Source organism: Lactivibrio alcoholicus (assembly GCF_055390895.1).
Window position 1 is genome coordinate 2750780 of sequence record NZ_AP042471.1, and the last position, 23909, is coordinate 2774688.

Here is a 23909-nt window from a genome sequence, read left to right on the forward strand (position 1 = left end):
GGGACTACGGAACGGAGGCTTCCGCGACTTCCGGGTGTCGGAATGATGGAAATATGTTTTAATATACAAATGGGAACGTGCATGGACCTTTCAAAACGCATCCGATACGACACCGACGGAGAGATCGTGCCGGAGATGGATGACGAATGCCGATGATCGTGACTATCGATAACCTCAAACCCGGAATGGTTCTTGCGCGTCCTCTCATAGGGAGCGGTGTTCAGGTATTGCTTTCCGCCGGAACGGTTCTCGACGACAAGACGATCAGAAAGCTCGCCCGAAGGGGGATCGAAGCCTGTTTCATCGCTCTCGACGGAGAGCCGATTTTCCCGGAAGTCTCTCTTCCCGTTACGGAATCCCTCGAACAGATCCGGGAGAAGATGCGGAACATCTTCGATGCCGTCGCCTCGAATCGCGCGATCCGGAGAACGGCGATCCAGGAGATTCAGGAATTGATCCAGGAAATCATCGACGATGTCTGTTCCGATCCGAACGCGGTTCTCTGTGGTATCGGATCGATCGCGGAACACGACCACTACACGCTCGAGCATTCGGTCGGCGTCATGGTGGCATCGCTCGTGCTGGCGAAGCGCGCCGTCGAACGCGAGATTCTTCTTCTCGACGAAATCGATTACCGCAATCTCGGAGCTGGGGCACTCTTTCACGACATCGGAAAGATGATGCTTTCGCTCGAAGTCCTCAACAAGCGAACTCCGCTGGACCCGAGGGAATGGGAACTGATCCGCAGACATCCTCTCGAAGGGCTCCGCATCGTCCGTCAGTTCGACACGTTCCGTCCGATGTCGCGGGCGATCGTTCTGAACCACCATCAGCACTGGGACGGGAAAGGATACGGCGGATACGAGGGAAGGAGGATCATGGGGGAGCGCATCCCCGCACTCGTCAGGGTCGTGTCGATCGCTGACAGCTACGACGCAATGGTGAGCAATCGTCCGTACCGCGAAGCATACCTCCCGGCGGAGGCGGTGAGAATCGTCAGGGATGGCGCCGGAACCATGTTCGACCCCGGACTTGCGAATCTGATGGGAGATGTCGCCGTCTCCTATCCGTCGGGGAGCATTCTGGCCCTCGGGAGCGGGATTCTCGCCGCTGTGATCGAGGAGGACCGTACGATGAAAGACAAGCCGGTCTGCCTCATCCTGGCATCGTTCGTCGAAAGCGGGGAGGAACTTCTCGGTCGGGCCGTCGATCTCAGGAAGTCCCCGGAGGTCATCTGTTTCGGCGTGACGTCGATCGCGAATCTCAGGGGGCGGATGGAAAAACTCCTGCGCGACAAGACCCCCTGCGCCTTTCTGGATACAATCAGAAGGGAAAGCGGCGGGAGTCTTCCGCCGCTTCATGTTGTCTCGAACTGGGAGGCGCTGCTTCAGAAGACCTTTCCGCCGGAGTTCCGCGCTCTCCTTACGATTCAAAATCTCCTCTAGAGATCCTCAGAACGCCATCGATACCGACAGGACGAAGCTTCTCTCCGGGGAGAGATAGACCCGGTTGAGGGAAGTGAACTCGTACGGTTCGTCGAAAAGATTGAGACATGACAGTCTGACCCTGTAGTTGTTTCCGGCTTTGTTCCGCGGCGATGTCCATTCGACATACAGATCGGTGAGGAAGGATGAACCGTCGTCGCCGGTCGTGCTGTACGGGCGGTCGTCGATGTAGCGCACGGCGAGTTCCGCGGACCAGGGATTCCGGTCGTACCGCAGCGATCCCTGCATCGTCCACTCCGGCGTACGCAGCGAACGACGCCACTCCGCGCCGGAACTGCTCCGTTCCTCGGCGCGCATCCACGTTCCGGAAAGGCGCGCCGAAAATGGGCCGTCGAGTGTCCATGAACGTTCCGTCTCGATTCCGAAGGACCGGAATTCCGCGATGTTGGCGTACGTACCTTCGTATGTCACTGGGTCCGACACGAAAACGATCTTGTCGTCCATGAACATCGCGAAGACTCCGATCTGCCAGCTTCCGAGCCCGTCCTTGCCCCGGACGCCGGCGTCGTAACTCCAGCCCTTTTCGGGTTTCAGATTGGGGTTGCCCTTCACGAGCCACATCGTGTTCGTCGTGTAGAGCTCGTAGAAGCTCGGCATCGCGAAGAAGCGTCCCGCGGACAGGTACCACGTCTGTCCGCCAGGTGTCTGGTACTCGACACTGAGCTTCGGCATCAGCTCTCTGTGGTTTTCCGCATCCTCCTGGTCCCAGTATTCGTATCGCACTCCCGCGTTGACGAGGATGTCCCCCGCGGGAAGCGACACCTCGAGGTAGGGAGCGACGTTGCTGCGCGAATGGTCCTTTTCGTTCTCGGCGAGCTCTTCGCGGAAGGTCGTCCACTCCTTTCTGTAGAAAAGACCTCCGACGGCACGGGCCCGGCCTATCATGAACGGAGCGTAGATGTCGGTCGTCAGGCTCCGGTCGTCATACGAGCATCCGGCGATATGAGGGTATTCCCGTTTCTGGGTATCGTACCCGAGCAGCGCGTGAATGCGTTCGCCCGAGTAGGAGAGGGCATAGCGCGAGTACGTCTTTTCCTCTTTGTTGACGACTGCGGTGTAGGGAGGGGTGTAGGTCGGCGAAGACGCGTCCTCGAAGATGTTCGTGTAGCTTCCGGCCTCGGCCCTGAAGGACCACGCTCCTCGCGAAATCGTGATGCCGCCGGCGTCGCCCTCGTAACTGTCCGAATAGTAGAGTTTGCCGCCCTCGTCGGTTGTCCTGTAGATCCGGCGGCGTCCCTCCTCGGTCCTTTCCGCGTAGGCGTTGAGGCGGAACAGGTCGTTCGATGCGGCGGCGGTCGCCGCGTACCGTCTGAGACCGTCGGGCCCCGCCTCGATGGTGACGCGGCCGCCGCGCGAGTCTCCCTTTTGCGTGATGACGTTGATGACCCCTGCGGCCGCGAGGGAACCGTACATCGCGGAGGAGGCCCCCTTGACGACTTCGATGCGTTCGACGCTTTCGGCGGATATTGAGTGGAGGTCGATCGCCGCTCCACCCGCGATGTGCGAAGAGCGGTAGAAGGGAATACCGTCGACGAGAACGAGCATCTGGGTCGTGAGCCCCCGCACCGTCACCTCTGCGTCCTGCGCCCACCCCATCCGGTTCGACTGGTTGATTCCCGGAACCCGCGAGACGAGGATGTCGGCGACAGTTCGCGCGCCCGTAGCCGCGATATCGGCGCTCGTGATGACGTAGACCGGACTCGCGATCTCGTCGATCGACCCCGCGATCCTGCTTCCCGTGACGACGACTTCGGGGAGCGACACGACGCCCGGGGCCGCAGAAAGTGCGGGACATGCGGCGAATACGGACAGGAACGCCGCGAACGTGAAAAAAGACAGACGCTGGTTCATATGAAACTCCCTCCCTGGAAAATGACAGGGGGGAAGCCTGCATGCAACAGGCTCCCCCCCTCTATATGGACATCCCATATACAACGGGTTCCACGCTGCCGTCGCGCCCTCGCGCGCAGTACAGACTCCCATGTCCGGCCGGTCTCCTGGCTTCCGTTCCGCCTCCTCCGCGCCTTCCCGACCGAAGTCGGTGACGTTATGCGGATTCGTCCCGGATACAGTGGCGGGGCCGCTCCAGCGTTTCACTGGATTCCCGAGCACCGGACACGCGTATGATATTCTTTTCGTATTCTATCCGTTTTACCGACGCCCCGTCAATCCGACGGATGCATACCGAAGGAGACCGCATGAACCGGAAAAGGATCATCTTCTTGCTGGCGTGTGTATTCTCTCTCACTGTCTGTCTTCCGGAGGCGGCACGTACAGAATGTCGTGCCGTACCGCTTGCGAAAGCCCGGAACGTCGGGATCGAAAAGGGCGGCTCGTGGACGCGGCTTCGGGTCCGCAATCCGATTCCTGGCGCTTCCGAGGAGAACGTCTATATCCTCGTTTCGCGGGATGTTCCGCTTCCTCCCGATATCCCGTCCGGGCGCGTGATTCGCGTTCCCGTGAGAACGTACTGCAACATGTCCACGACACTCATTCCGTTCCTCGAGGCGATGGACGGCCTTCGCGGACTTCGCGGGCAGGGGGGACGCGCGTACGTTTTCACGAAAGCCCTCGACGCGGCAGTCGTCGCGGATCTCGGCCCCGGAAACGCGCCCGACCCGGAACGGATCCTATCCCTGGCCCCGGAAATCGTATTCGCGTACGCGAGCACTCCCGACGAACTCGAAACAATACGCAGGCTCGAGTCGTTGGGCCTCTCGGTCATGTCGGTTACGGAATTTGCGGAGGAACATCCGCTTGGGCGCGCCGAATGGATCCGCGTCTTCGGCCTCCTGTTCGGCAGGACCGGGGAGGCCGAAGAACTCTACCGGAGTATCAGAACCTCGTACGAGTCGCTTGCCTCCCGCGCGGCCGCGCTGTCCGCGAGACCGGGCGTCCTCGTGAACGATTCCTTCAACGGTGTCTGGTACGTCCCGGGGGGGATGAGCTGGCCCGCCATTCTGATCCGGGATGCGGGCGGCGATTATCTTCTCGATACGACCGACCGGACCTGGAGCGCTCCGGTCGACTTCGAAACGATCGCCGCGATCGCAGCGAAGGCGGATTTCTGGCTGAATCCCGGCGTGTGGAAAACCCTCGATGACGGAGTCCTTCAGGATCCGAGGTATCGCTCGTTTCGTCCATTTCGGGAAGGAAACGTCTACAACAACAACGCGCGGACGACTCCGGCGGGAGGATCGGATTTCCACGAGAGCGGGGCGCTCCGCCCGGATCTGATTCTCGCGGACCTGATCGCGATCCTCCACCCGAACCTTCTCCCCGCTCACCGCCTGTATTACTACAGGAAGCTCGAATGGAAGTCAGGAGCGCGGTGATGCGCGCAAGGAGCAATCCCTCGTTCTTCTTCCTCGTTGCGGCGGTCGGTCTGTTCATTCTCGAACTCGCTTGGGGAACGTCGGTCATTCCGTTCGGGGATGTCGTCGCCGCCCTGACGGGGGGCATCCCGTCAGAGTCCGGGACGGCCCGGATCGTTCTCGACGTGCGCCTGCCCCGCGCGGTGTCCGCGTTACTCTGCGGCGCGGCGCTTTCGGTAAGCGGCATCCTGATGCAGACACTCTTCCGGAATCCGCTTGCTGGACCGGATGTCCTCGGGGTCACTTCGGGCGCGAGCCTCGGAGTCGCCCTCTGGATTCTCGGCGCGAAGACGTTTGCGGGATTCGGGATATCGTCGTTTCAACATCTCGGGCTCGGCGGGGCGGCCGTTCTCGGTGCGCTCGTATCGACGGGAATCGTTCTTGCGGCGTCGCGGCACGTCGATGACGGCACGGGACTTCTCGTGTTCGGAGTCATGTTCGGGTTTGCCGTCAGCGCCTTCGTGAGCGTTCTCCTGAACTGGGCTCTCCCGGACCAGGTGCAGCGGTACGTCGCATGGGGGTTCGGCAGTTTCGCTTCGTCGGGCTGGGAACGCGTCCGGTGGCTCGGAGCGGTCATGCTCGTCGCGCTGGCCGCGTCGATCCTCCTGATGAAGCCGTGCAACGCGTTCCTCCTCGGCGAGACGTATGCCGCGAGTCTCGGGGTGAATGTCCGTTTCGTCCGGTTTGCGGTCATCTGCGTGGCGTCGGTTCTTGCGGGACTGACCACGGCGCTGAGCGGCCCCGTGGCGTTCATAGGCGTCGCGGCGCCGCACATGTGCCGGATGATCGCCGCGTCGACCGATCACAGGACCATCCTCCCGCTCGGGATCGTCGCAGGAGGCGTCGTCGCGCTTCTCGCGGATCTCGGCACCCGTCTCGGGGGCGTTACGGTGATCCCGCTGAACGTCGTGACGTCGCTTATCGGCGCGCCGTTCGTCATCTGGCTCATCCTCGCCGGAGGGAGGCGCGGACGCCGGTGAATCCCCTCCTCGAAATCCGCTGCGGCGCGATCGGATACGGATCAGTTCCCCTTGTCGCCGGTCTGGATCTTCGCGTCCATCCCGGAGAATTCATCTGTCTGCTCGGACCGAACGGCGCCGGGAAGTCGACCCTTCTCAGGGTATTCGCGGGACTTTCGCGGCTTCTTTCGGGCGATGTTCTTCTCGACGGGCGGAATCTACGGCGGCTTTCACGGTCCGAGATCTCGCGCCGCGTCGCGGTGGTATTGACGGATTCCCTCGCGATTCCGGGAATGACGGTCGGCGAGCTCGTCCGTCTCGGACGGCACCCGTTCACCGACTGGACCGGGCGCTTTTCGGGGGAGGACGCGGCGATTGTCGCAGCGGCTCTTGCCATCATGGACCTCGAGGGGTGGGAGGACCGACGGCTCTCCGAACTCAGCGACGGAGAACGCCAGCGCGCGGCGATCGCGCGGGCTCTCGCGCAGCGGACCGACATCCTGCTCCTCGACGAGCCGACCACCTTTCTCGATCTCACGCACCGCGCCGAGATTCTCGGGGTTCTTCGCGACACGGCGTGGAAAGACGGCCGGGCGGTCGTAGCGGCGCTTCACGACCTCGATCTCGCGATGACGTTCGCGGACCGCATCTGGCTCTTCGACTCGCGCAACGCGCCTCCGCGGATCCTTGTCGGAGCGCCCGAAGATATTCTCCTGACGGGAAGCGTCGGGCGCGTCTTCTCGTCGGATACGGTACGATACGACCCGTTCGCGGGATCTTTCGGGTTGCGGGAGGGTGTCTCCATACCGGTTCGCGTTTTCGGCGGCGACGGAATGTTCCGTCATCTCGCCGACCGAGTCGTGAAGCGTGCCGGGGGCATTCCGACCGATTCGCGCGACGCGGGAATATCGCTCGAGTGCCCGTCGGAACCGGGAAGAAAGTGGACGATCACGGGGCCGGGCGGGGCGAACGGCTTCGGATCTCTGGAGGAAGTTGCCACGGAGCTTCGCAGGCGATTCTCCGCGCCCGGATCCTGAAACGGGACTCCGTTCGTTCAGTCCGCGGCCGAGAGTCTGAACGAAACGGGAATCCGGACGCGAATGCGCCCCTCCGACGCGAAAGCCCAGCGTTGGATCGCATGGATGGCCGCCGCGTCGAGACGTTTGTATCCGCTCGATGTTTCGATCTCGACCGAGACGACACGCCCCTCTCCGATATCCGCGATCAGGACGACGGTCCCCTGTTCTTCGTTCGAGCGGGACGAAAGCGGATAGACCGGCGCGACTTTCCGGGTGACGGTGACGTCGGCGACAGAAAGTATTTCGTCGCGGATTTTCTCCCCGGGGAGTGAAGCATGTGCTCCGCCCATCTTCGGCGCGCTTTCTCCCCGACGCGCGTCGCCAGCCGCATCCTGAAGGACGGACGCGACTTCAGGGAGATCGGAGACCGGTCGCGGGGCGGGAATCCGGGATGCGGGGTGTCTCCGTTCCGGCTTCGGACGCGACGGTTTTTTCGGAGCCGGAACAGGCGTGGCCGCAACTTTCCCGGCTTCCGTTCGAGGCGGAAGAACCTCGGCTGACTCCTCGGCGGTCGTCGTGCTCCCGGATGGTTTTGGGATTGTCGTCGTGGGAATCCTCTCCTCGGCTCCTGCGAGGTGACCGCCCGTCGTTTGCGACGTTGCCGGAGTCTCCGGGGCGAACAGCGTGACGCGGATAGTTTTCTTCGCGTCCGGCAATTGCCGGAATGCCGTGGAATTCCACCCGGGCAGGGCCGTGAGGATACATGCGTGGATGAAAAGGCTCGCTGCGAGAACGAAAAGACGGGTTTTCACGGCGCGTTCCGCCCGGGGGAGCCTCCGGGTGCGAGCACGAGTCCTGCCGACGAGATCCCCCTCTGCCGCAGGAGATCGAGAACTCCTGCGACGGTACCGTAGGGAACGTTCGCATCGCCCTTGACGAAGACGACCTTCCCGGGGGGCAGCGCGATGTCGGACGAATCCGCGAGGGCCTGGGCCGTGACCGGTACGCCATCGACGAAGATCGTCCCGTTTCTGTCGACTGTAATGACGATTCCCTGCGAAGCGCCGGCTTCTCCCCGGCCGGAGGGGAGGTCGACGGGGACATGTCTCTGCGTGAACGACGTGGTCAGCACGAAAAAAAGGATAAATGAAAAGAGGATATCCACGAGCGGGGTGAGATCGACGTCGGGGGAGGCGCGTCGCCTCGACGATCGCATGATGCCGTCATTCCTTTCGCGGAGCGTCCGTGTCCGCGGCGTTTCGCGGCGTCGTCCGGCGCAGGAAGGCGATGTTCTCCCAGATGATGTAGTCCGCGCCCCGGTTCAGCGTCTCTTCCTCGTTGTCGATACGCGAAGAGAGGAACGAATGGCACAGGATCGCCGGGATGGCCACGGTCAGCCCCGCGACGGTCGTGAAGAGCGCCTTCCAGAGCCCTCCCGAAATCGATGCCATCGGTGCGTCCGTGGCGGACGGAAGTTCGCGAAAGATGTCCACGAGTCCGACGACGGTTCCGAGAAGACCCAGAAGCGGCGCGACGCGCGCGATCGTGGAAAGCAGCGAAAGTCCGCGTTCCCAGCGATAGACTTCGCGGCGGACCTGCTGTTCCATGAGAATCCGCATCGCTTCCGTTTCGATGCCGAAATGACCGACTCCTGCCCGGAAGAGACGGTGGAGCGACGACTCGCCCGACCTGGCGACGCTGGACGCGCGATCCCTGTCGAGGGAATAGAGCGCCTCTCCAAGGGCCTTTTCGAGGGATTCCGGATCCGTCGACGCCCGGCGGAAGAACAGGAGACGTTCGAGAATCACCGCGAGCCCGACGACCGACAGCGCAGCGATGACCCACATGATCGGCCCGCCCGTCCTCATCACGCTCATTGCTCTCTCGGTGCCTCCGCCGTCATGTCGGACGACCGGATTCCTTCGAGCGCGATTCCGTCCTGCAGGGTTCGGTAAACGCGCCAGACGTGATCGGTCATGAGTTTCGACGCCTTCCTGATGTCGCGCCCGAGAACCGCGTTATAGATGGCGTCGTGCTCCCGGAGGAAGATCTCCTTGTCGGCGAGCAGGCCGTAGATGCGTTCGTGCGTCACCATCACGAGATTGAACATCATCTTCATAATGTTGACGAAGATGAAGTTATGGGTGGCTTCGGCCATGAGAAGGTGAAAGTCGTAGTCGCATTCCGCGCGGTGCGCGAGCGATTCGACGTCCTTGCTCGTCTTCGTGAGGATCCGGCGGATTTTCGTCAGGTCCGACGGGGATGCATGCTTTGCGGCTTCGGCGGCGATGGCGGGTTCGAAGATCATGCGCGCCTCGACGAGTTCGAGGATCGACTCGTCCTGAAGCGGGACGCCGCCTGACGACGTGCGGTCGATTCTGGACTTGCGCACGAATCGCCCCTTTCCCGGAAGGCACTCGATGAGACCGACGTTTTCGAGAATTCTGTATGCCTGGCGGAGAGTCGTCCTGCTGATCGAAAAACGGTCGATAAGCTGGCGTTCCGCGGGGAGCGGCGTTCCGGGAGAAAGCTCCCCGGAGGCGATCATGGTCTTGAGGTCTTCCGCGACTCGTTCGTAGACTTTCAGCGGTGTTCCGCGTGTCGATTCCATTCGGCGTTCATTCCTTTCCGGCTTTCTGCGTTTCGGCACAGAGCAGCATAGAACATCCGGGCTCTTCAGGCAAGAAAACCCAATGCGAAAACTTTCGGGCTGTAGTAAAGTGAATGCGTGGAACGAATATCGAAAGGAGGCGGGGAAAGATGTCGATCACGATACGTGTTACCGATGGACCATATCTCTGCAGCGAAGTTCCGATGGCCGGGAAATCGGTGCTGGCAGAATGCGAACCGTGCCGGACCGTCGCCCGCTCCGGAGCCGGGATCGTCGCGTGGCGCGTGAACGGGTATCTTCGTTCCCTCGACTGGGTTCTCGACGAGGATGCGGAGGTGACCTTCGTCGACACGAGTTCCTTCGAAGGAATGGAGGTCTATCGCCGCTCGCTGAGTTTCCTGCTGGTCATTGCGTGCAGCCGCGCACTCAGCAGGGATGTGATCGTCCGCCACTCCATCAGCGAAGGATACTACTGGGAATTTCCGAGGGGGACCATTTCGGAGGAAGACATCCGTGCGATCAAAGCCACCATGGACGAGCTGATCCGTCAGGACCTTCCGATAACGCGCCGGGTCGTGCCGCTCGACAAGGCGAAGCGCATCTTCGAACGTCAGGGGAGTCCGGAAGGTGCGAGACTCTTCGCGTGGGCGGGCGAGGATCCCGTCGAACTGTACAAGTGCGGCGACCGGTATGGTTTCTATTACGCCCCGTTAGCGCCTTCCACGGGGTACCTCGGTTCATACGATCTCGCGCCGTTTTCTCCGGGCATGGTGCTCAGGTTTCCTACCGTCGGGTATCCGGACGGCTTGCCTCCCTTCCAGGCGTCCCGAAAGCTCTCGGAGGTCTTCCTCGATTACGCGCGATGGCTCAATGTCCTCGGCGTGGGGACGATGGACAGCCTTCACAGAATGGTCGCCGACGGCAAGGGGAACGAACTCATCCTGATATCGGAGGCGCTTCATGCCCAGAAGCTTGCGGGCATCGCCGAGGATATCGCGAAACGGGAGAGCGTCAAGGTCGTTGCGATCGCGGGACCGTCGGGGTCGGGCAAGACGACGTTTGCGGAGCGTCTGAAGATCCAGCTCCAGGTGTGCGGGAAGAATCCCGTCGTCGTTTCGCTCGACAATTATTTCCTCGACAGGGACCGGACCCCCCGCGACGCGGACGGCAACTTCGATTTCGAGATCCTCGAGGCGCTGGATCTGCCGCTTCTCGACGAACAGCTCAGAAAGCTCGTCGCGGGCGACGAGGTCTCGCTTCCGGTGTTCGATTTCCGCGAGGGGTGCAGGAAGACTGGATCGAAACTTCGTCTGGGGGCGCGGGATATCCTGATCATCGAAGGAATCCACGGACTCAACGATGCGATCACCGCACCGATTCCCGACGAAGCGCGCTATGGCGTCTTTGTGTCGCCGCTCACCGGGATCTGTCTCGACTGGCACAATCGAACGAGCACGACCGACAACCGCCTTCTGCGGCGTCTCGTCCGGGATGCGAGAAGCCGGGGGCATTCGGCGGAAACGACGCTCGCGCTCTGGCCGAAGGTCATCAGGGGTGCGATGGAATACATCTTTCCCTACCAGAAGCGGGCGGACGCGATGTTCAACTCGTCGATTCCCTATGAACTGGCAGTCCTGAAGAGCTATGCCCTGCCGGTCCTGAATAGGGTTCCGGAAAGATCCCCGGTCTACGGCGAGGCCCGCCGCCTTCTCGGCATGCTCAAGTTTGTGCCGATGATCCCGTCCGAGGCGATCCCGAACAATTCCATCATCAGGGAGTTCATCGGAGGGAGTTGCTTCGATGTCTGAGACGTCGTCGGCGGGGCATCTGCCGCGAATGGACGATGTCGCGCGGCTCGCCGGAGTGAACAAGGCCACAGTGAGCCGCGCGCTGAAGGGCGATCACCGGATTTCGGCGGCGACCCGGGAGAAGGTCTGGAAGGCTGCCAAGGTGCTCGGGTACCATCCCGACGCGGTAGCCCGGGGACTTTCCTCGAAGAGGAGCGATATGGTCGCGATCGTCGTCAGGCGATTGGATTCTCCCTGGATCGGCGGCGTTCTCTGTGGCGTGCTCCGGGTTCTCGAGCGACAGAGCGTGGACGTCCTTCTCAAGGAGGCTGCGGAGGAAAACCAGGCCGCCAGAATTGTCCGTGAGATCTCGTCGCGGCGCGCGGACGGGATTCTCTGGTTCGGTACGGCTCCGGATGCGGCGATTTTCGCCGACGGCGCAATCCGGAGAGTGACAGTCGGAGACTGTGTCTCCGAGGGGCCCTGTGTTGTCCCGGCGTTCGAGGAAACAGTCGAGATGCTCACGGCCCGATTCGGCGGCGAACCGGCCTATCTGGCGGGGGCCGAACCCCTGATGCCCGGCCTGTCGAGGGTGCTTTCCGCGGAGTGCCCGAACCCGAAAGCGGTTATTCTCGATGGTGCCCCGGACGGAACTGGCGGGAACGTCCCCGTCATCCGCCCCGCGGACTCCCCCGGGGAATGCGATTTCATCCTTCGCTGGCCGGCCTTCGAAGTCGGTACGGCATCCGCCAGGATTCTCATGAACCTCATCGGAGATCGCGGGCCGCTTCCGTCGCAAGTCAGGATACCACTGTTGCTCGAGGAGATAAATAAATTATAGTTTATTGATTGTCTTAGTCATAAACATAAGTTGACAAATTGCCTTCCATGGTGTATCGTACTCGCGTGTCCGGTTGAGGCGACCGTGACGTCGACATCCGAAGGGGAGGCGAACGGAATGTGGCAGAAGGACGAAAATGGCGAATGGTTCGTGGAAGGAATCGTGGCCATTCCCGAGGGAAGCGCCCGAACTTCGTCATGGAATAAAGACGAGAACGGAACATGGTATCAGTCTTTGCAGGTGGCTTTTCTGAAAACCGACGTAAGGCTCGGGCTCGCCGGGTAGACGGTATTTTTCGGCGGCACTCGCCGTTCCCTTCCCTGCAACGGAGTGAAGAGGGGCGGAGAAGAGCTCAGTCGCTTTCCGCGAGCGAAGCGTAGAGCCTCTGCATCATCTGGTCGAAAGAGAACGGGGTATTTCCGTTGTAGAAACACAGTCCGCACCGGATGATCGCCTTTGTCGGGCTCGATTCCACATAATTCTGCAATCCTTCCGGAAGTTGAAGCAGTTTCGTGGAGGTGTCCTTCGCGCCCTGTTGCGGCGTTTCGGGCAGCAAGATGACTATTTGCCTGTCTGGCATGATGAAGGGCAGGTCGCTTGCCCGGGTGTTCGTCTTAATGAATCCGCAGTATTCCGTCATGAAGCGGTTTTCCCACGTCGCATCCGAGCTCATTCCCGGCAGGGAATGAAATTCCACGCGAATCAGGATCGACGAAAGCCAGCGGCGATACCGTGAAGCCCTGCTGATTTCTTCGGGTATTCTCACGTCTCCGTACGCCTTCGTATAAAGCGATGTTGCCTGATCGACGATGTCGAGAACGGCTGCCGGCGTTTTCCCCGCAACGTCACCCGACTCCCGCTGTTCGAGAAGAGAGAAGTGAAAAACGTTGCCGACCTGCCGGTTTTCCATGCGGAAGACGCGTCCCTGCAGGGAGACCTCGTTCTCTCCGAGCGGAAGCATATCGGTCACCGGTTTTCCGAGCGTCGCCGCGGAATCTCTTCCCAAAAGCGCCAGCATCCGTTCGTTGGCTGCGATGACTGAGCCGTCCTCGGACGCCGAGAGAAAGGGAACGGGAATATCCTCGACCGAAATGGCGTCTTCAGTGGATGCTGTATCGTCGTGGGGACGCGCGAAGGGCTGTGAAGGGGGTTCCCCGGAATTCCGGACGAGGGACCCGGCAAGAAGCAACAGGCCCGACACGGTCGCGGCGTTTGCGGCCCACGCTAGGATCGGGTAGGTTCCAAGATGCTGGGATATGATATTCACGAAGATTCCCTGTGCGATGAGCTGGATCGGGAAACGCGGAAACGGCGACTGTCGAAGAGCCGAGAACGTGTAGAACGCAGTCAGGAACAGGTAAAGCGACCCGAGAAGCAGCAGTGACGCCCCGGAATAGACAAACCGGTCTCCTGTCCCCTGCAGGAACAGTGCCAGAAGGGCGAGCGGAATCGAGAGGACCGGGGGGACTGTCAGCCAGGAAAGGGAATTCACGATCGGAGAGACCGTCCGTCGTTGGTCCGGGCCGGGAAAACCGGGGTGTTTTTGTTTCCGGAGGGCGCGATTTCATATCCCTGTTTGAGTAGCGTCTGAAGAATCGCGCACATTCGTGTTCCTCTCCTCTCGTCTCGATGAAGTATTCATGCGTGGATGAAAACGATTATAATGCATCTGGAAGAGGCTGCACACCTTTCGGAGCAGGAGGAGTACGGCATGTTGAAGTGTGGTATCGTTGGGTTGCCTCTGTGCGGGAAGAGCACCGTGTTCAATCTGATCACGCGGGCCGGGGCGGAGGTCAAGCCCTACGCAAGCGGGAAGACCGACCCGAACAGGGCTATGGTGGCGGTGCCGGACACCCGTTTCGATCATCTCGTGTCCGTCTTCGAACCGAAAAAGGAGACACCCGCCACTGTGGAGTTCGTCGATCTCGCAGGGCTGAGCAGGGACGCGAGCAAGGGTGCGGGACTTGGAAACGCGTTTTTGTCGTTCGTTGCGGAGTCGGATGCGCTCGTTCATGTCGTCAGGGCGTTCGACAATCCCGACGTTCCTCATTCCGAAAACAGCATCGATCCTTCGAGAGACTGGCAGATCGTCGAGATGGAGCTCATCTACAGGGATCTCGGCGTCATCGACAGCAGGATATCCCGGTTGAAGGCTAAAAAGAAGCTCCAGGCCGCCGAGGAATCGGAAGTTGCGCTGCTCGAACGACTTCAGGGCGAGCTTATGGATGAAAAGCCGTTGCGCGAGGTCACCCTGACCGGGGAGGAACGTCGGTCGCTGAGCGGATTCGCGTTTCTGACGCTCAAACCGGAGCTCGTCGTCCTGAACCTCGATGAGACGCAGACGCCGGAAACCGTCGTCTGCGGCGAGGCCTTACGGGCCATCGTCGAGGCCCGCGGATTGGGGCTCGTGTATGTCTACGGGCGCATGGAGATGGATATCGCGGAATTGTCTCCGGAGGATCAGGAAGAATTCATGACGGGGCTCGGAATCAGGGAACCGGGAAGAGACAGGCTGATCAGGAGCGCGTACGGGCTTCTCGGCCTCATTTCCTTCTTCACTACGGGGAAGGACGAAGTCCGAGCCTGGACGCTCCACGAGGGAGCAACGTCCGTCGACGCTGCCGGAGCGATTCATACGGATCTGGCGCGGGGATTCATCCGTGCGCAGGTTGTCCGCTACGACGACTTCGTTGCGCAGAAGGATTCGTTTGCATCGTGCCGGGACGCAGGAGTCCTTCGTCTCGAGGGAAAGGAATACGTCGTCCGCGACGGCGATATGATCGAGATCCGCTTCAACGTCTAGTGGAGACATGTCCGCGATCGGTGGACATGGAAGGAAGAGTTGCTATAGAATGGCTCGCGTGACACACGCCATACTGAGGAGGTTGCCGGAATGCCGATGCAAATCAGCTTCGACGAATTGATTTCCATGATGCTCGCCCGTCTCGACGGGCTGGCCATGAGCGACGAAAACATGAAAAGCCGCTTTAACATCGTGACGCGGGTTCTCTATAAAAAGGGCCTCATCACCGATGCGGACATCATGGGCTCCATCAAGGAAGAGCACCGGATCCTGAAGGAACTGGGATTGATTCAGGAGGAGCCTTCGGATGACATGGTGAACGCCGTCGCCGAAAGCATTCTTCTGTGGATCAAGGGTGATGTCCAGGCGTTGAAGAAAAGCATGGAAGACTACGAAAAGAAGCTTCAGGACGCTATGTCGAAGCAGACGCAGAAGCCGAAAATCGACGTCGCTTCGCCTGCCGTTCTTCAGCAGCTCAATCGCATGGGCGGTCCGCAGCAGGGCGGAGGGAAGAAGATCATTCTCTAGGAGTACGTTCCGTTTCGAGGGTGCGCGCTTTTTGCGCGCACCGGCTGGGAGGATGATCCCGTGAACACGCTCCATGTCCGTTTCGTCTCCTGGTGGGTCGGGCTGGCCCGGAGAACCAGGAATGTTGTCCTGATAGATATCGTCTGTTGCTTCATCGCGTCGTATCTGGGGTTCGCCCTTCGGCTCACGCTTTTTCTCCCCTCGGTCTACATCGGAATCTTTCTCAGCAGCACGTCGCTCTTTTGCCTGATCGTGTGCTGTTCCTTCGCCGCGGGAGGAATCTATTCCGTGTACTGGCCCCAGGCGAGCGTCGAGGAGTATTCGCGGCTCTCCCGGTTCTACGTCATCGCGGCACTCATATTCTCTCTGGTCGGGATTTTCTGGAAGGGGCTCCTGCTCCCGAGGGTATCGCTCGCGATTCTGCTTCTTTCGGGAATCATCCTCTGTGGGACCGTGCGCGCGTCATGGCGCTTTTTCGCGTCCGGCGGCCGCGCTCCCCGCGAAGGAATCCGGACGCTCATCGTCGGGGCGGGCGAGGCGGGGACGTTGCTTGCCAGAGACCTGAACCGCAACGTGTCGGATCTTCTCCCGGTCGGGTACGTCGACGACGATCCCGACAAACGCGGAAAGACGGTTGCGGGAATTCCCGTTCTCGGTTCCGTCGACAGAATCGGCGGGATCATACGGGAAAAAGACGTCCGCGTCGTCGTGATAGCCATTCCCTCGGCCTCGGGAACGCGTATCAGGAAGATCTTCGACTCCGTCGTTCCCACCGGAGTCGAGGTCCGGGTCCTTCCGAGCCTTCGCGAGATCGCCGGCGGAAAGGTCTCCATCAGCAGACTCAGGAAGGTCCGGCTCGAAGACCTCCTCGGGCGCGAACAGGTCAGGCTCGATCTGGAGGAGATCTCGGGCGTCATCAGGGGCAGGACGGTCCTTGTGACGGGCGCCGGAGGCTCCATCGGCGCCGAAATAGCACGTCAGGTCGCGCAGTACGCCCCGAAAGAGCTCATCCTTCTCGGACACGGAGAGCAGTCGATCTACGCGCTTCTCGAGACCTTCACGCGTGAACGCATCGGCGTGCCGTACCGCCCCGTCATCGCCGACGTCGCCGACCCCGTGGCGATGGAATCGGTCTTTCGGATTCACGCTCCCGGGCTCGTTTTTCACGCCGCGGCGCACAAGCATGTCCCCCTGATGGAAATGAACCCGAGGGAATCGATGCGCGTCAACGCGGGCGGAACGCTTACGGTCGCGCGACTGGCGGGAAGGTACGGCGCCGAAAAGATGGTGCTCATTTCGACGGACAAGGCAGTCAATCCGACGAGCGTGATGGGAGCGAGCAAGCGCGTCGCGGAAATGGTGCTTCACGAGGTCGGGAGGGACTACGCGAAGACGGCGTTTATGGCGGTCCGCTTCGGAAACGTCCTTGGAAGCCGGGGAAGCGTCATTCCGAAGTTCGAGGACCAGATTTCCTCGGGGCTTCCCGTGACCGTGACGCACCCGGAGATGCGCCGCTATTTCATGCTCATCCCCGAAGCCGTCAACCTCGTGCTTCAGTCCGCAGCCCTCGGGACTGGCGGAGAGCTCTTCGTTCTCGATATGGGGGATCCCGTGAGAATCGTCGATATGGCCGAAATGCTCATCCGCCTGCACGGATACGAGCCCTACAGGGATGTTCCGATCGTTTTCACCGGGATCCGGAGGGGGGAGAAGCTTTTCGAGGAGCTTTTCTACGACCCGTCGCGCGTGCAGACGACGGCGCACGAGAAGATCTTCGTCTCGAACCTTGCGATCCGGAGTTCCGAACCCGGAAGCGTAACGGAAAAAGTGGAAGGCATCGTCTCCATGGAGGATGGGGATATACTCCGGGTCATGGAAAGCCTCGTCCCGGAATATACCCCATCGGCGCCCGTCAACGGCGCGAAATGATCCGGTCGAGTTCGGCGGTAACGGAACGGATGCGGGCGTCCGAAGCCCGTTTCGCGAGCGCGTTTTTCGCGCTCATGGTCGTCTTCCAGTACTCGTTGTTCGACGTGGTGTCGACGTTGACGGCCGCGCCTTCGAGCGAGATCCCGGCGAAGAGCCCCTTCGTCATGGAGTAGCTGTAGATCGATGCCTTCAGGTTGATATCTGTCCCGAGTTCTCCCCGGCGCCCGACCGGTCCGGCCGCGACGGCGAGATCGCCGTCGAGTTTCATGTTGTTTCCCATGAACCCTTCGAGTCCGCGGTCATTCGTGATGACGAGAACGAGTGCGATTGACTGCGCCCCTATCTGAAGCCCCCAAGAGGCCCCGGCGATCTTCACGAAACTCGGCCCGTACCAGCGCCCGGAGCCGTCGCGCTTCAGCACGAGCCCTTCGCCGTACGTTCCGCCGAAGACGAGTCCCGCCTTGACGACGGACGGAAAGACCACGACGCCCTTCGCCTTCGAAAGAAGGTCTCCCATCGTTCCCGCGTCCTTCTGGAGCGACATTTCCTTCAGAACCTTCGCGCTTTCGCCGATCAGTTTCGTCGGTCCGGCCGCCCATGCGGCCGAACACGCGAGAAAGAGGCACAGCGCGAAGACGATGCCCGGTATGTGTCGTATCCGTTGCCCGTATTTCCCTGCCATCCGTAATCCCCTCCCTGTCCTGGTCGTATGTTCCCGCGTACTCTAGCATATTTCCGGGAGAAGATAAAACTTCGCCTTCGTTGACGCACGCTCGGTGATCAAGTAGACTCGCGGCGGAAAGGGGAGGATTCGATGCGCAGGAACGACGCGGAAAACGACATGCGCCATCTTCTTGAGGAAGCCCGGTCGTCCCGGGGTTCTGAAAAAACGGCGCACTTCGCGCGGCGGATGCTCGAGGAAGATCCGGATAACCCCGAAGGACTTTTGCTGCTGGCGAAGACAAGCGATTCCGACCAGGAGCGCATCGATCTTCTCGAACGGGCCCGCGAGAACTGTGAATCGCGCCAGCAGGGAATCGGAAGCGATATCGGGCTTCTCGTCGACATCATGCAGGAACTCGTGGTCTCCCTGCTCGCCGAAGGCCGTGCGGCAGAGGGCATCGACGTCAGCAGGGAGATCCTCGAATACGATCCCGACAACATGACTCTCGCCCGTACATTGCTCTATCGCTGTCTGATCGAAGACGGCCGGTATTCGGAAGTCCTCGAGGAATCATTTTCCGATCCGGACCCGTCTCCGGCGCGGGAGCATTCGCGCGCGATAGCAGCCTTCCTGATGGAGGGAGTTTCGCCCGAATCGTGGAAGGCACTCTGGGAGGTCTTTCGGACGGAAGCCGCAATTCCCTTTCTGATGCTTGGCTATCTCGATACGAGCGGAGACGAGGAAACGGATGCCTTCGCAGAATTCTACGCGGACGCCTGGTCCGTCACGGTTCCGCTCAGAAACTGGCTCACGGGAGGCATGTTGCTCTTCGGCGAACTGACGGAACGGTTCGATGCGATTCCGGAGGAAACGCTCCGGATATTTTCGGAATCGTTGCGCCTGGACGATATCCTCGAAGAGGCGAAGACGAGACTTTTCGAAGCCGGGGATACCGGAAGAATGGAGGCTTCGGAACGAGATGCGCTCATCCTCGGTATCCTCGAGTCCATCACATCGGGCAGGAAAATCGGATAGAGGAGAGGGGACGGAACGCGGGATGCTCGAAGACCTTTCACAGCATATTCTCGACATTTCGGAAAACAGTCTCGGAGCGGGAGCGACGGAAATCCGGATCTCGCTGGCGGACGGAGAGGTTGCCGGACGCCTCGTGCTCGAGATCGGTGACAACGGACGCGGCATGGATCCGGGGTTTCTGCGTCGCGTCACCGATCCCTTCTGTACGAGCAGGACGACCCGCCGCGTAGGACTCGGCCTTCCGTTTCTCAAACAGTCCGCGGAACTGTGCGGCGGAGGATTGGAGATCCGGTCGGAAAAAGGTATCGGAACACACGTCCGCGCGGAGTTCCGGACGGACAGCATCGATCTTCCGCCGCTCGGAGATGTTCCGGCCTCTGTAGGAATGATGATTGTCCTGCATCCGGACGTCAGGTGGCTCTTTCGGTACGCGACTCCCGACGGGGAATGGACACTCGACAGCCGGGATGTCCTCGAGGCGCTCGGGGACGATGAGGCGCTTCGCGACCCTTCGGTGGCGCTTTGGATCCGTGAGTACATCCGGGAGAACATGAACGGCATCGGGAAACAGGAGCCATCCTCCCCGGGAGGAACGCAGGAAGAGTGAGCGAATCGCGGGGTCGGACCCCCGGCGGAAGCTTGTCCTCCATGAGATGCCGGAGACTGAACGTCTCCCCGTCGACGACGAACGCCCCGTCCCCTACGGCGTGGAACGTGCGGCGCTCGGTTTTATCCGTGTCGATCCAGGCCTTACCTTGGCGGCGGGCAGGGAAGTCAGTCCGAAAGATGTGAATTTGTCGATGTCCGCGCCGGAACAGTCGCCGATGCGGACGACTGCCTCCGCGATGTCGACCGCCGGAACGGCGAGAACGCATTCCCGTGCCTTCGTCAACGCCAGGAACGGGGGTTCCACGGGCCGGTCGTGAGCGCGATGTGCGGCGTGAAGTCCGTGACCATATGCCACGTGATCGTCATGAGGTTGCTCTCCTCTGAAGGATATGTCGGCTATGTAACCGTTGACGCGGCGCAAGGACCGCAGAGTCTGCGCGAGACGAATCCTTTCGGCCCCGGGTGTTCCGCTGCACTGTTGTGACACAAGTCGGAAACACAGTGCAAAAAAAGAGCGCCTCGTACGAGATGCTCTTTTTCCGGCAAGGTTCCGGACGTATCGGGGGCCTCGATTACTGTCCCCGCCGTCTGTTCTTTTCTCTGGCGAACTTTCGGGCGTTTTTGATTCCGCCCATAGGAGCGAACATTGCGGTGATCTTTTCGGTTTCAATCTGTCTCGAATTCAGTCCTTCGTAGCTCGCTTCCTTCTGTAGCTTGAAGTAACCGGCAAGGCGGCCTTCGGACAGAAGGCCATCCCGTACGGCGCAGTCCGGCTCTCTGGTATGAGTGCGGTCGTGAAACCTGCAACGCGTCGCCAGCTCGTCGATATCGGCAAATGCCTTCGTGAAGTCGGCACTCCCAATGCCGATCTCTCTCATCCCGGGAGTGTCGACGACGACGCCACCGCCTGGAACGGCGAAAAGCTCCCTTCTGGTCGTCGTATGCCTTCCCTTGTCGTCGTTTCCCGTATCCCGGGTTTGAAGAAGGTCGAGTCCCATGATCCTGTTTATCAGCGTCGACTTGCCGACGCCCGACGAACCGATAAACGCGCCAGTCTTTCCACTATCGATGTATCCCAGAAGAGACGCGTAACCATCTTCCGTCAGACTCGAAGTCGCATGAATGTCGACCCCACAGGCGATCGCTTTGATCTCCGTCAGCTTTCGAGGAAGCGATCCACACGTGTCCGCCTTCGTAAGCACGATTGGTTTTGACAACGCAAATCTGATCACCAGTGATAGCCGAATTTTGACCACCTCGGTCATTCTTCCGCGCCTTCCGTTTTGAGTTGTATCCGGCTTCTCTTCCGTCCCTCCTTCAAAGTTTCCTTCAGTCTGTAGCTCTCCCACGCGCACTCGATGATGTGCGCCTTGTGGGTCAGACGGTCAAGCAGGGCCGCCGTCATGTTCGGGTCGCCGAAGACTTCCGTCCAGCTGCCGAATCCAAGGTTCGTCGTTACTATGACCGATCCGCGCTCGTGTCGTTCCGCGAAGACCTGGAACAGAAGCTCGCCTCCTTCCTTCGAAAAAGGAACGTACCCGAGTTCGTCCACGATCAGAAGATCGTACCGGGTGTACTTTCCGAGGGTCCGCGCAAGGGTTTTCTCTCCCCAGCTTTCCAGAAGTTCGTTGACGAGGTTGCAGGCCGTCGTGAACCGCACCCGCATGTTCTTCCGACAGGCTTCTATTCCCAGGGCGGTGGCGAGGTGCGTCTTCCCGCACCCGCTTTTGCCCAGGAAGAGGATATTCCGGCGCCGGGAGATGTAGTCTCCGGCGGCCAGTTCCCCGATGAGCCGCCTGTCAAGCTGCGGAGCCTCTTCGAAGATGAAGGTTCCCAGTGTCTTGACCAGGGAGAACCGGGCTTCCTTCAACCTTCTCTTTTCCCTGTTCTCCGAGCGGATCTGGAGTTCCAGTTCCGTGACGTCAAGGAGAAATTCTTCGTAGCTCGCTCCCCGTTCCTCGGCCTGCCGGAGGCGTTCTTCAAGGTGTCGGGCGGCGTTGCCGAGGGTGAGGCTCTTCAGGTTTTCCTGAACCTGCATGAGGAGTCCCGCGTTCATTGTCTGGCCTCCAGGACAGAATAGGCCGATACGTCCGCCGGAGGAAGCACGGTCCACCGTTCCGATTCGAGGGGACGGACGAACTCCTCCCGCGTCCCGGCCGTTTCAAGCAGGCAGCGGATTCCAGCGGCGCTGCCCAGTCCGCTCTCAAGAGCCCGTTCCACCGCGTCCTCAACCGGCTTTTGCCCGTAATTCCTGGCGAGGAGCAGGACGTCGATGAATTCCTTGATTCCCCGGTTCTCTCCCCGACGTTCCCGGAACTGTTCCAGAAGGGTGTTCATGGATTCGCTCCATGTCTTTTTCCATTCCGTAAGCGGGCGGGCGTCCCGGAAGGCTCCCGGCCGTTCCCGGAGAAGCTCCAGGTAGTGGTCCGCATCGAGGATCCAGTGGTTGTTCCCGTATTTCCTTCCGTGGTCGGCGACCCGGGTTCCTCCGCTGTAGACCGATATCCTGTCCACCGTGAGGATCGCCCTGAGCGGCCGGCCGGCGTAGGAGGCGGGGACGGAGTACCGGTTCTTGTCCACCATGACGGTGGCGTATTTGTCCGCCTTCACCGGTACGGTCTGTTCGTTGCCGTAGGGGTGGCGCGGAAGGGGAATGAGGACCTCCCTTTCCGCCTCGTGAAGCTCCCTTACGGTTCCTTCCCGCCCGGCGATCCTGTGGGAGCCGTAGGAGAGACATTCCTCCACAAGTCTGTCATTGATGTCCTCCAGACTTTCTCCCTGCGGGACGGGCGTCAGGAAGTTCCGGCGCGCGAATCCCACGAGCCCTTCGACTCCGCCCTTCTCGTTTCCCCGTCCCGGCGAGCAGAAGCGGCCGATGAAGGTGTACCAGGAGCGAAACCGGACGAAGCTTTCCCGCTCTTTCCTCTCTTTCCCGAGAAGAACCTTCTCCACCGCCGCGCTCAGGTTGTCAAAGATCACTACGGGAAAGACTCCCCCGTAATAGACGAATCCCCGGCTGAGCCCGTCGAATAAGGCCTGCTGCCGTTCGCAGGGGTAGAGCCGGACAAAGGGCGTTCCCGAGTACTTCGATCTCATGCAGAAGCATTTCACCCGTACGGCTTCTCCGCCCAGGATTACAGCGACGGTTCCCCAGTCCGCCTCCGCCTCTCCTCTCGGTGACGGCTCCAGGGGGATGAATGCCCCGGAACTTTTCAAGCCGAGCGTTCTCTTGACCGCCGCCACGTGGCGCCGCACTGTCGTTTCGCTTCCGGTAAACCCGTATTCGTTCACCAGTCGGGTATATATCCGCTTCGCCGTATGGCGCTGCTTCTTCGGACTTTCAAGGTCCCCTTCCAGCCATTTGAATATGATCTCGTGATAGGGGCCGAGCACCGGAAAAGGCTGGATCTTTCTTGGAGAATAGCCTGTGAATTCCCCCCGAAGCACTTTCTTCACCGTGTTGCGTGAATGCCCCGTCTCCCTGGCTATTTCGCTCACGTTCTTGCCGTAAATCCGCTGAGCGGTCCGTATGTATTCGTACTGGTCCACTCTGAGCATCCTTTCCCCTCCGGCTTCATCGTCGTGGTGTGCGTCCCCGCCGATGATACCCGGAGCTATGGTCAGGTGGTCAATTTTCGGCTCTCGTTCGCCTCTAAAGTGGTCAATTTTAGAGTACCAAAACCACACGATGACGGGAATGGCTTCGTTGCCCCACGCGATCCCAAGATACCGTTCCGTTCTTCGAAGATTGTAATCGTTGTTGAGCGACATACATAGTATTCCCGAAGGAACCGATTGATGTGATGCTCATAGATCGAGATTGTCCCATTTGCCGCTCCTTCCGCTCTTTTCACGGTAAGAAACAACGGAAGCAGGATTTCATGAGATAGCTCCATTTTGAGAAAAGCGGTGACGGTTCCTCGTGTCATTTGTAAGCTTTCCCCGCTTTCCTTATATTCCACATATTGGTGAAATGTCATGAAGAGAAAGGGCGTTCCATAACTGATCACAGTACGTCTTTCCGATAAATAGTCGGAATTTTCCAGAACTACGTAAACCCGCATGAGCGCCGGTTGTGCTATAATAACATTGGACTGGAAGCCCTGCGGTGCCCGTGATCACAGTAACTGTCTTGAGCCAACACCTGACCTTAGCGGGGTTGACGTCCGGTTCGGCGGAAGCGGCGGTGTCCGCCGCAAATGCCAAGAATCGGCGGACTCCGAATATATGAGGACCGGGTCAAGA

The 23909-nt window shown here is 60.3% G+C and carries 22 protein-coding genes and 1 riboswitch; of the genes, 12 read left to right on the plus strand and 10 right to left on the minus strand.

Annotation, left to right across the window (positions count from 1 at the left end; translation table 11 throughout):
* Positions 1–146 precede the first annotated feature (146 nt).
* On the plus strand, positions 147–1445 hold the full coding sequence (locus ACZ5IU_RS12560) for an HD-GYP domain-containing protein (RefSeq protein ID WP_464417837.1): 1299 nt from the start codon (positions 147–149) through the stop codon (positions 1443–1445).
* A 6-nt stretch (positions 1446–1451) separates the two neighbouring features.
* Here ACZ5IU_RS12560 and ACZ5IU_RS12565 read toward each other — a convergent pair whose 3' ends face one another.
* Positions 1452–3356, minus strand: a complete 1905-nt coding sequence (locus ACZ5IU_RS12565; protein ID WP_464417839.1) for a TonB-dependent receptor plug domain-containing protein — start codon at positions 3354–3356, stop codon at positions 1452–1454.
* 119 nt (positions 3357–3475) lie between these two features.
* Positions 3476–3636: riboswitch (cobalamin riboswitch) on the minus strand.
* A gap of 67 nt (positions 3637–3703) precedes the next feature.
* Here ACZ5IU_RS12565 and ACZ5IU_RS12570 point away from each other — a divergent pair.
* The 3 genes from ACZ5IU_RS12570 to ACZ5IU_RS12580 are packed head-to-tail and all read left to right on the plus strand — an operon-like array spanning position 3704 to position 6875.
* On the plus strand, positions 3704–4840 hold the full coding sequence (locus tag ACZ5IU_RS12570) for an ABC transporter substrate-binding protein (RefSeq protein ID WP_464417841.1): 1137 nt from the start codon (positions 3704–3706) through the stop codon (positions 4838–4840).
* Complete coding sequence (locus tag ACZ5IU_RS12575; RefSeq protein WP_464417843.1) at positions 4819–5859, plus strand: FecCD family ABC transporter permease; 1041 nt, start codon at positions 4819–4821, stop codon at positions 5857–5859. The genes ACZ5IU_RS12570 and ACZ5IU_RS12575 overlap by 22 nt, the downstream gene beginning before the upstream one ends.
* Positions 5856–6875 (plus strand): ABC transporter ATP-binding protein, encoded by a 1020-nt coding sequence (locus tag ACZ5IU_RS12580; protein ID WP_464417845.1) that lies wholly within the window; start codon positions 5856–5858, stop codon positions 6873–6875. The genes ACZ5IU_RS12575 and ACZ5IU_RS12580 overlap by 4 nt, the downstream gene beginning before the upstream one ends.
* Positions 6876–6892: 17 nt before the next feature.
* Here ACZ5IU_RS12580 and ACZ5IU_RS12585 read toward each other — a convergent pair whose 3' ends face one another.
* From ACZ5IU_RS12585 to ACZ5IU_RS12600, 4 genes are read right to left on the minus strand one after another with little or no spacing between them, the layout of a single operon-like run.
* Positions 6893–7669 (minus strand): energy transducer TonB, encoded by a 777-nt coding sequence (locus ACZ5IU_RS12585; protein ID WP_464417847.1) that lies wholly within the window; start codon positions 7667–7669, stop codon positions 6893–6895.
* The gene (locus ACZ5IU_RS12590) at positions 7666–8073 is read right to left on the minus strand and encodes an ExbD/TolR family protein (protein WP_464417849.1); all 408 of its coding nucleotides are present in this window, start codon (positions 8071–8073) and stop codon (positions 7666–7668) included. The genes ACZ5IU_RS12585 and ACZ5IU_RS12590 overlap by 4 nt, the downstream gene beginning before the upstream one ends.
* A gap of 7 nt (positions 8074–8080) precedes the next feature.
* Positions 8081–8734 carry a MotA/TolQ/ExbB proton channel family protein gene (locus ACZ5IU_RS12595; RefSeq protein ID WP_464417851.1) on the minus strand — a complete coding sequence of 218 codons (654 nt, stop codon included), beginning with the start codon at positions 8732–8734 and terminating at the stop codon, positions 8081–8083.
* Positions 8731–9468: a FadR/GntR family transcriptional regulator gene (locus ACZ5IU_RS12600; protein WP_464417853.1), complete on the minus strand. Its 738-nt coding sequence runs from the start codon at positions 9466–9468 to the stop codon at positions 8731–8733. Before ACZ5IU_RS12600 ends, ACZ5IU_RS12595 begins: the two co-directional genes overlap by 4 nt.
* Positions 9469–9617: 149 nt before the next feature.
* Here ACZ5IU_RS12600 and ACZ5IU_RS12605 point away from each other — a divergent pair, with 149 nt between their 5' ends.
* From ACZ5IU_RS12605 to ACZ5IU_RS12615, 3 genes are all read left to right on the plus strand, one after another.
* Entirely contained in the window at positions 9618–11276 is a 1659-nt protein-coding gene (locus tag ACZ5IU_RS12605; protein WP_464417855.1) for a uridine kinase family protein, read from the plus strand.
* Positions 11269–12096 (plus strand): LacI family DNA-binding transcriptional regulator, encoded by an 828-nt coding sequence (locus tag ACZ5IU_RS12610; RefSeq protein ID WP_464417857.1) that lies wholly within the window; start codon positions 11269–11271, stop codon positions 12094–12096. The genes ACZ5IU_RS12605 and ACZ5IU_RS12610 overlap by 8 nt, the downstream gene beginning before the upstream one ends.
* A gap of 117 nt (positions 12097–12213) precedes the next feature.
* The gene (locus tag ACZ5IU_RS12615) at positions 12214–12381 is read left to right on the plus strand and encodes a hypothetical protein (RefSeq protein ID WP_464417859.1); all 168 of its coding nucleotides are present in this window, start codon (positions 12214–12216) and stop codon (positions 12379–12381) included.
* Between the two features lie 67 nt (positions 12382–12448).
* Here the strand turns inward: ACZ5IU_RS12615 and ACZ5IU_RS12620 are convergent, their stop codons facing one another.
* A complete protein-coding gene (locus ACZ5IU_RS12620; RefSeq protein WP_464417861.1) occupies positions 12449–13588 on the minus strand; it encodes a PAS domain-containing protein in 1140 nt (379 codons plus the stop codon).
* Positions 13589–13807: 219 nt separating this feature from the next.
* Between ACZ5IU_RS12620 and ychF the strand changes: the two genes are divergently transcribed.
* The 3 genes from ychF to ACZ5IU_RS12635 all read left to right on the plus strand — a co-directional run bounded on the left by ychF (position 13808) and on the right by ACZ5IU_RS12635 (position 17356).
* A complete protein-coding gene (gene ychF / locus ACZ5IU_RS12625; protein WP_464417863.1) occupies positions 13808–14899 on the plus strand; it encodes a redox-regulated ATPase YchF in 1092 nt (363 codons plus the stop codon).
* A gap of 90 nt (positions 14900–14989) precedes the next feature.
* Positions 14990–15427 carry a hypothetical protein gene (locus ACZ5IU_RS12630; protein ID WP_464417865.1) on the plus strand — a complete coding sequence of 146 codons (438 nt, stop codon included), beginning with the start codon at positions 14990–14992 and terminating at the stop codon, positions 15425–15427.
* A 60-nt stretch (positions 15428–15487) separates the two neighbouring features.
* On the plus strand, positions 15488–17356 hold the full coding sequence (locus ACZ5IU_RS12635; RefSeq protein WP_464417867.1) for a polysaccharide biosynthesis protein: 1869 nt from the start codon (positions 15488–15490) through the stop codon (positions 17354–17356).
* Here ACZ5IU_RS12635 and ACZ5IU_RS12640 read toward each other — a convergent pair.
* On the minus strand, positions 17340–18038 hold the full coding sequence (locus ACZ5IU_RS12640; RefSeq protein WP_464417869.1) for a lipid-binding SYLF domain-containing protein: 699 nt from the start codon (positions 18036–18038) through the stop codon (positions 17340–17342). The two genes, ACZ5IU_RS12635 and ACZ5IU_RS12640, sit on opposite strands and share 17 nt — an antisense overlap.
* A gap of 132 nt (positions 18039–18170) precedes the next feature.
* Here ACZ5IU_RS12640 and ACZ5IU_RS12645 point away from each other — a divergent pair, with 132 nt between their 5' ends.
* Both ACZ5IU_RS12645 and ACZ5IU_RS12650 read left to right on the plus strand, forming a co-directional pair.
* Complete coding sequence (locus tag ACZ5IU_RS12645; protein WP_464417871.1) at positions 18171–19055, plus strand: tetratricopeptide repeat protein; 885 nt, start codon at positions 18171–18173, stop codon at positions 19053–19055.
* Between the two features lie 22 nt (positions 19056–19077).
* A complete protein-coding gene (locus ACZ5IU_RS12650; protein WP_464417873.1) occupies positions 19078–19662 on the plus strand; it encodes an ATP-binding protein in 585 nt (194 codons plus the stop codon).
* Between the two features lie 574 nt (positions 19663–20236).
* Here the strand turns inward: ACZ5IU_RS12650 and rsgA are convergent.
* From rsgA to istA, 3 genes are read right to left on the minus strand one after another with little or no spacing between them, the layout of a single operon-like run.
* Entirely contained in the window at positions 20237–20929 is a 693-nt protein-coding gene (rsgA, locus tag ACZ5IU_RS12655; RefSeq protein WP_464417875.1) for a ribosome small subunit-dependent GTPase A, read from the minus strand.
* On the minus strand, positions 20926–21720 hold the full coding sequence (istB, locus tag ACZ5IU_RS12660; RefSeq protein WP_464417877.1) for an IS21-like element helper ATPase IstB: 795 nt from the start codon (positions 21718–21720) through the stop codon (positions 20926–20928). Before istB ends, rsgA begins: the two co-directional genes overlap by 4 nt.
* The gene (gene istA, locus ACZ5IU_RS12665) at positions 21717–23222 is read right to left on the minus strand and encodes an IS21 family transposase (protein ID WP_464417879.1); all 1506 of its coding nucleotides are present in this window, start codon (positions 23220–23222) and stop codon (positions 21717–21719) included. Before istA ends, istB begins: the two co-directional genes overlap by 4 nt.
* Positions 23223–23909 lie beyond the last annotated feature (687 nt).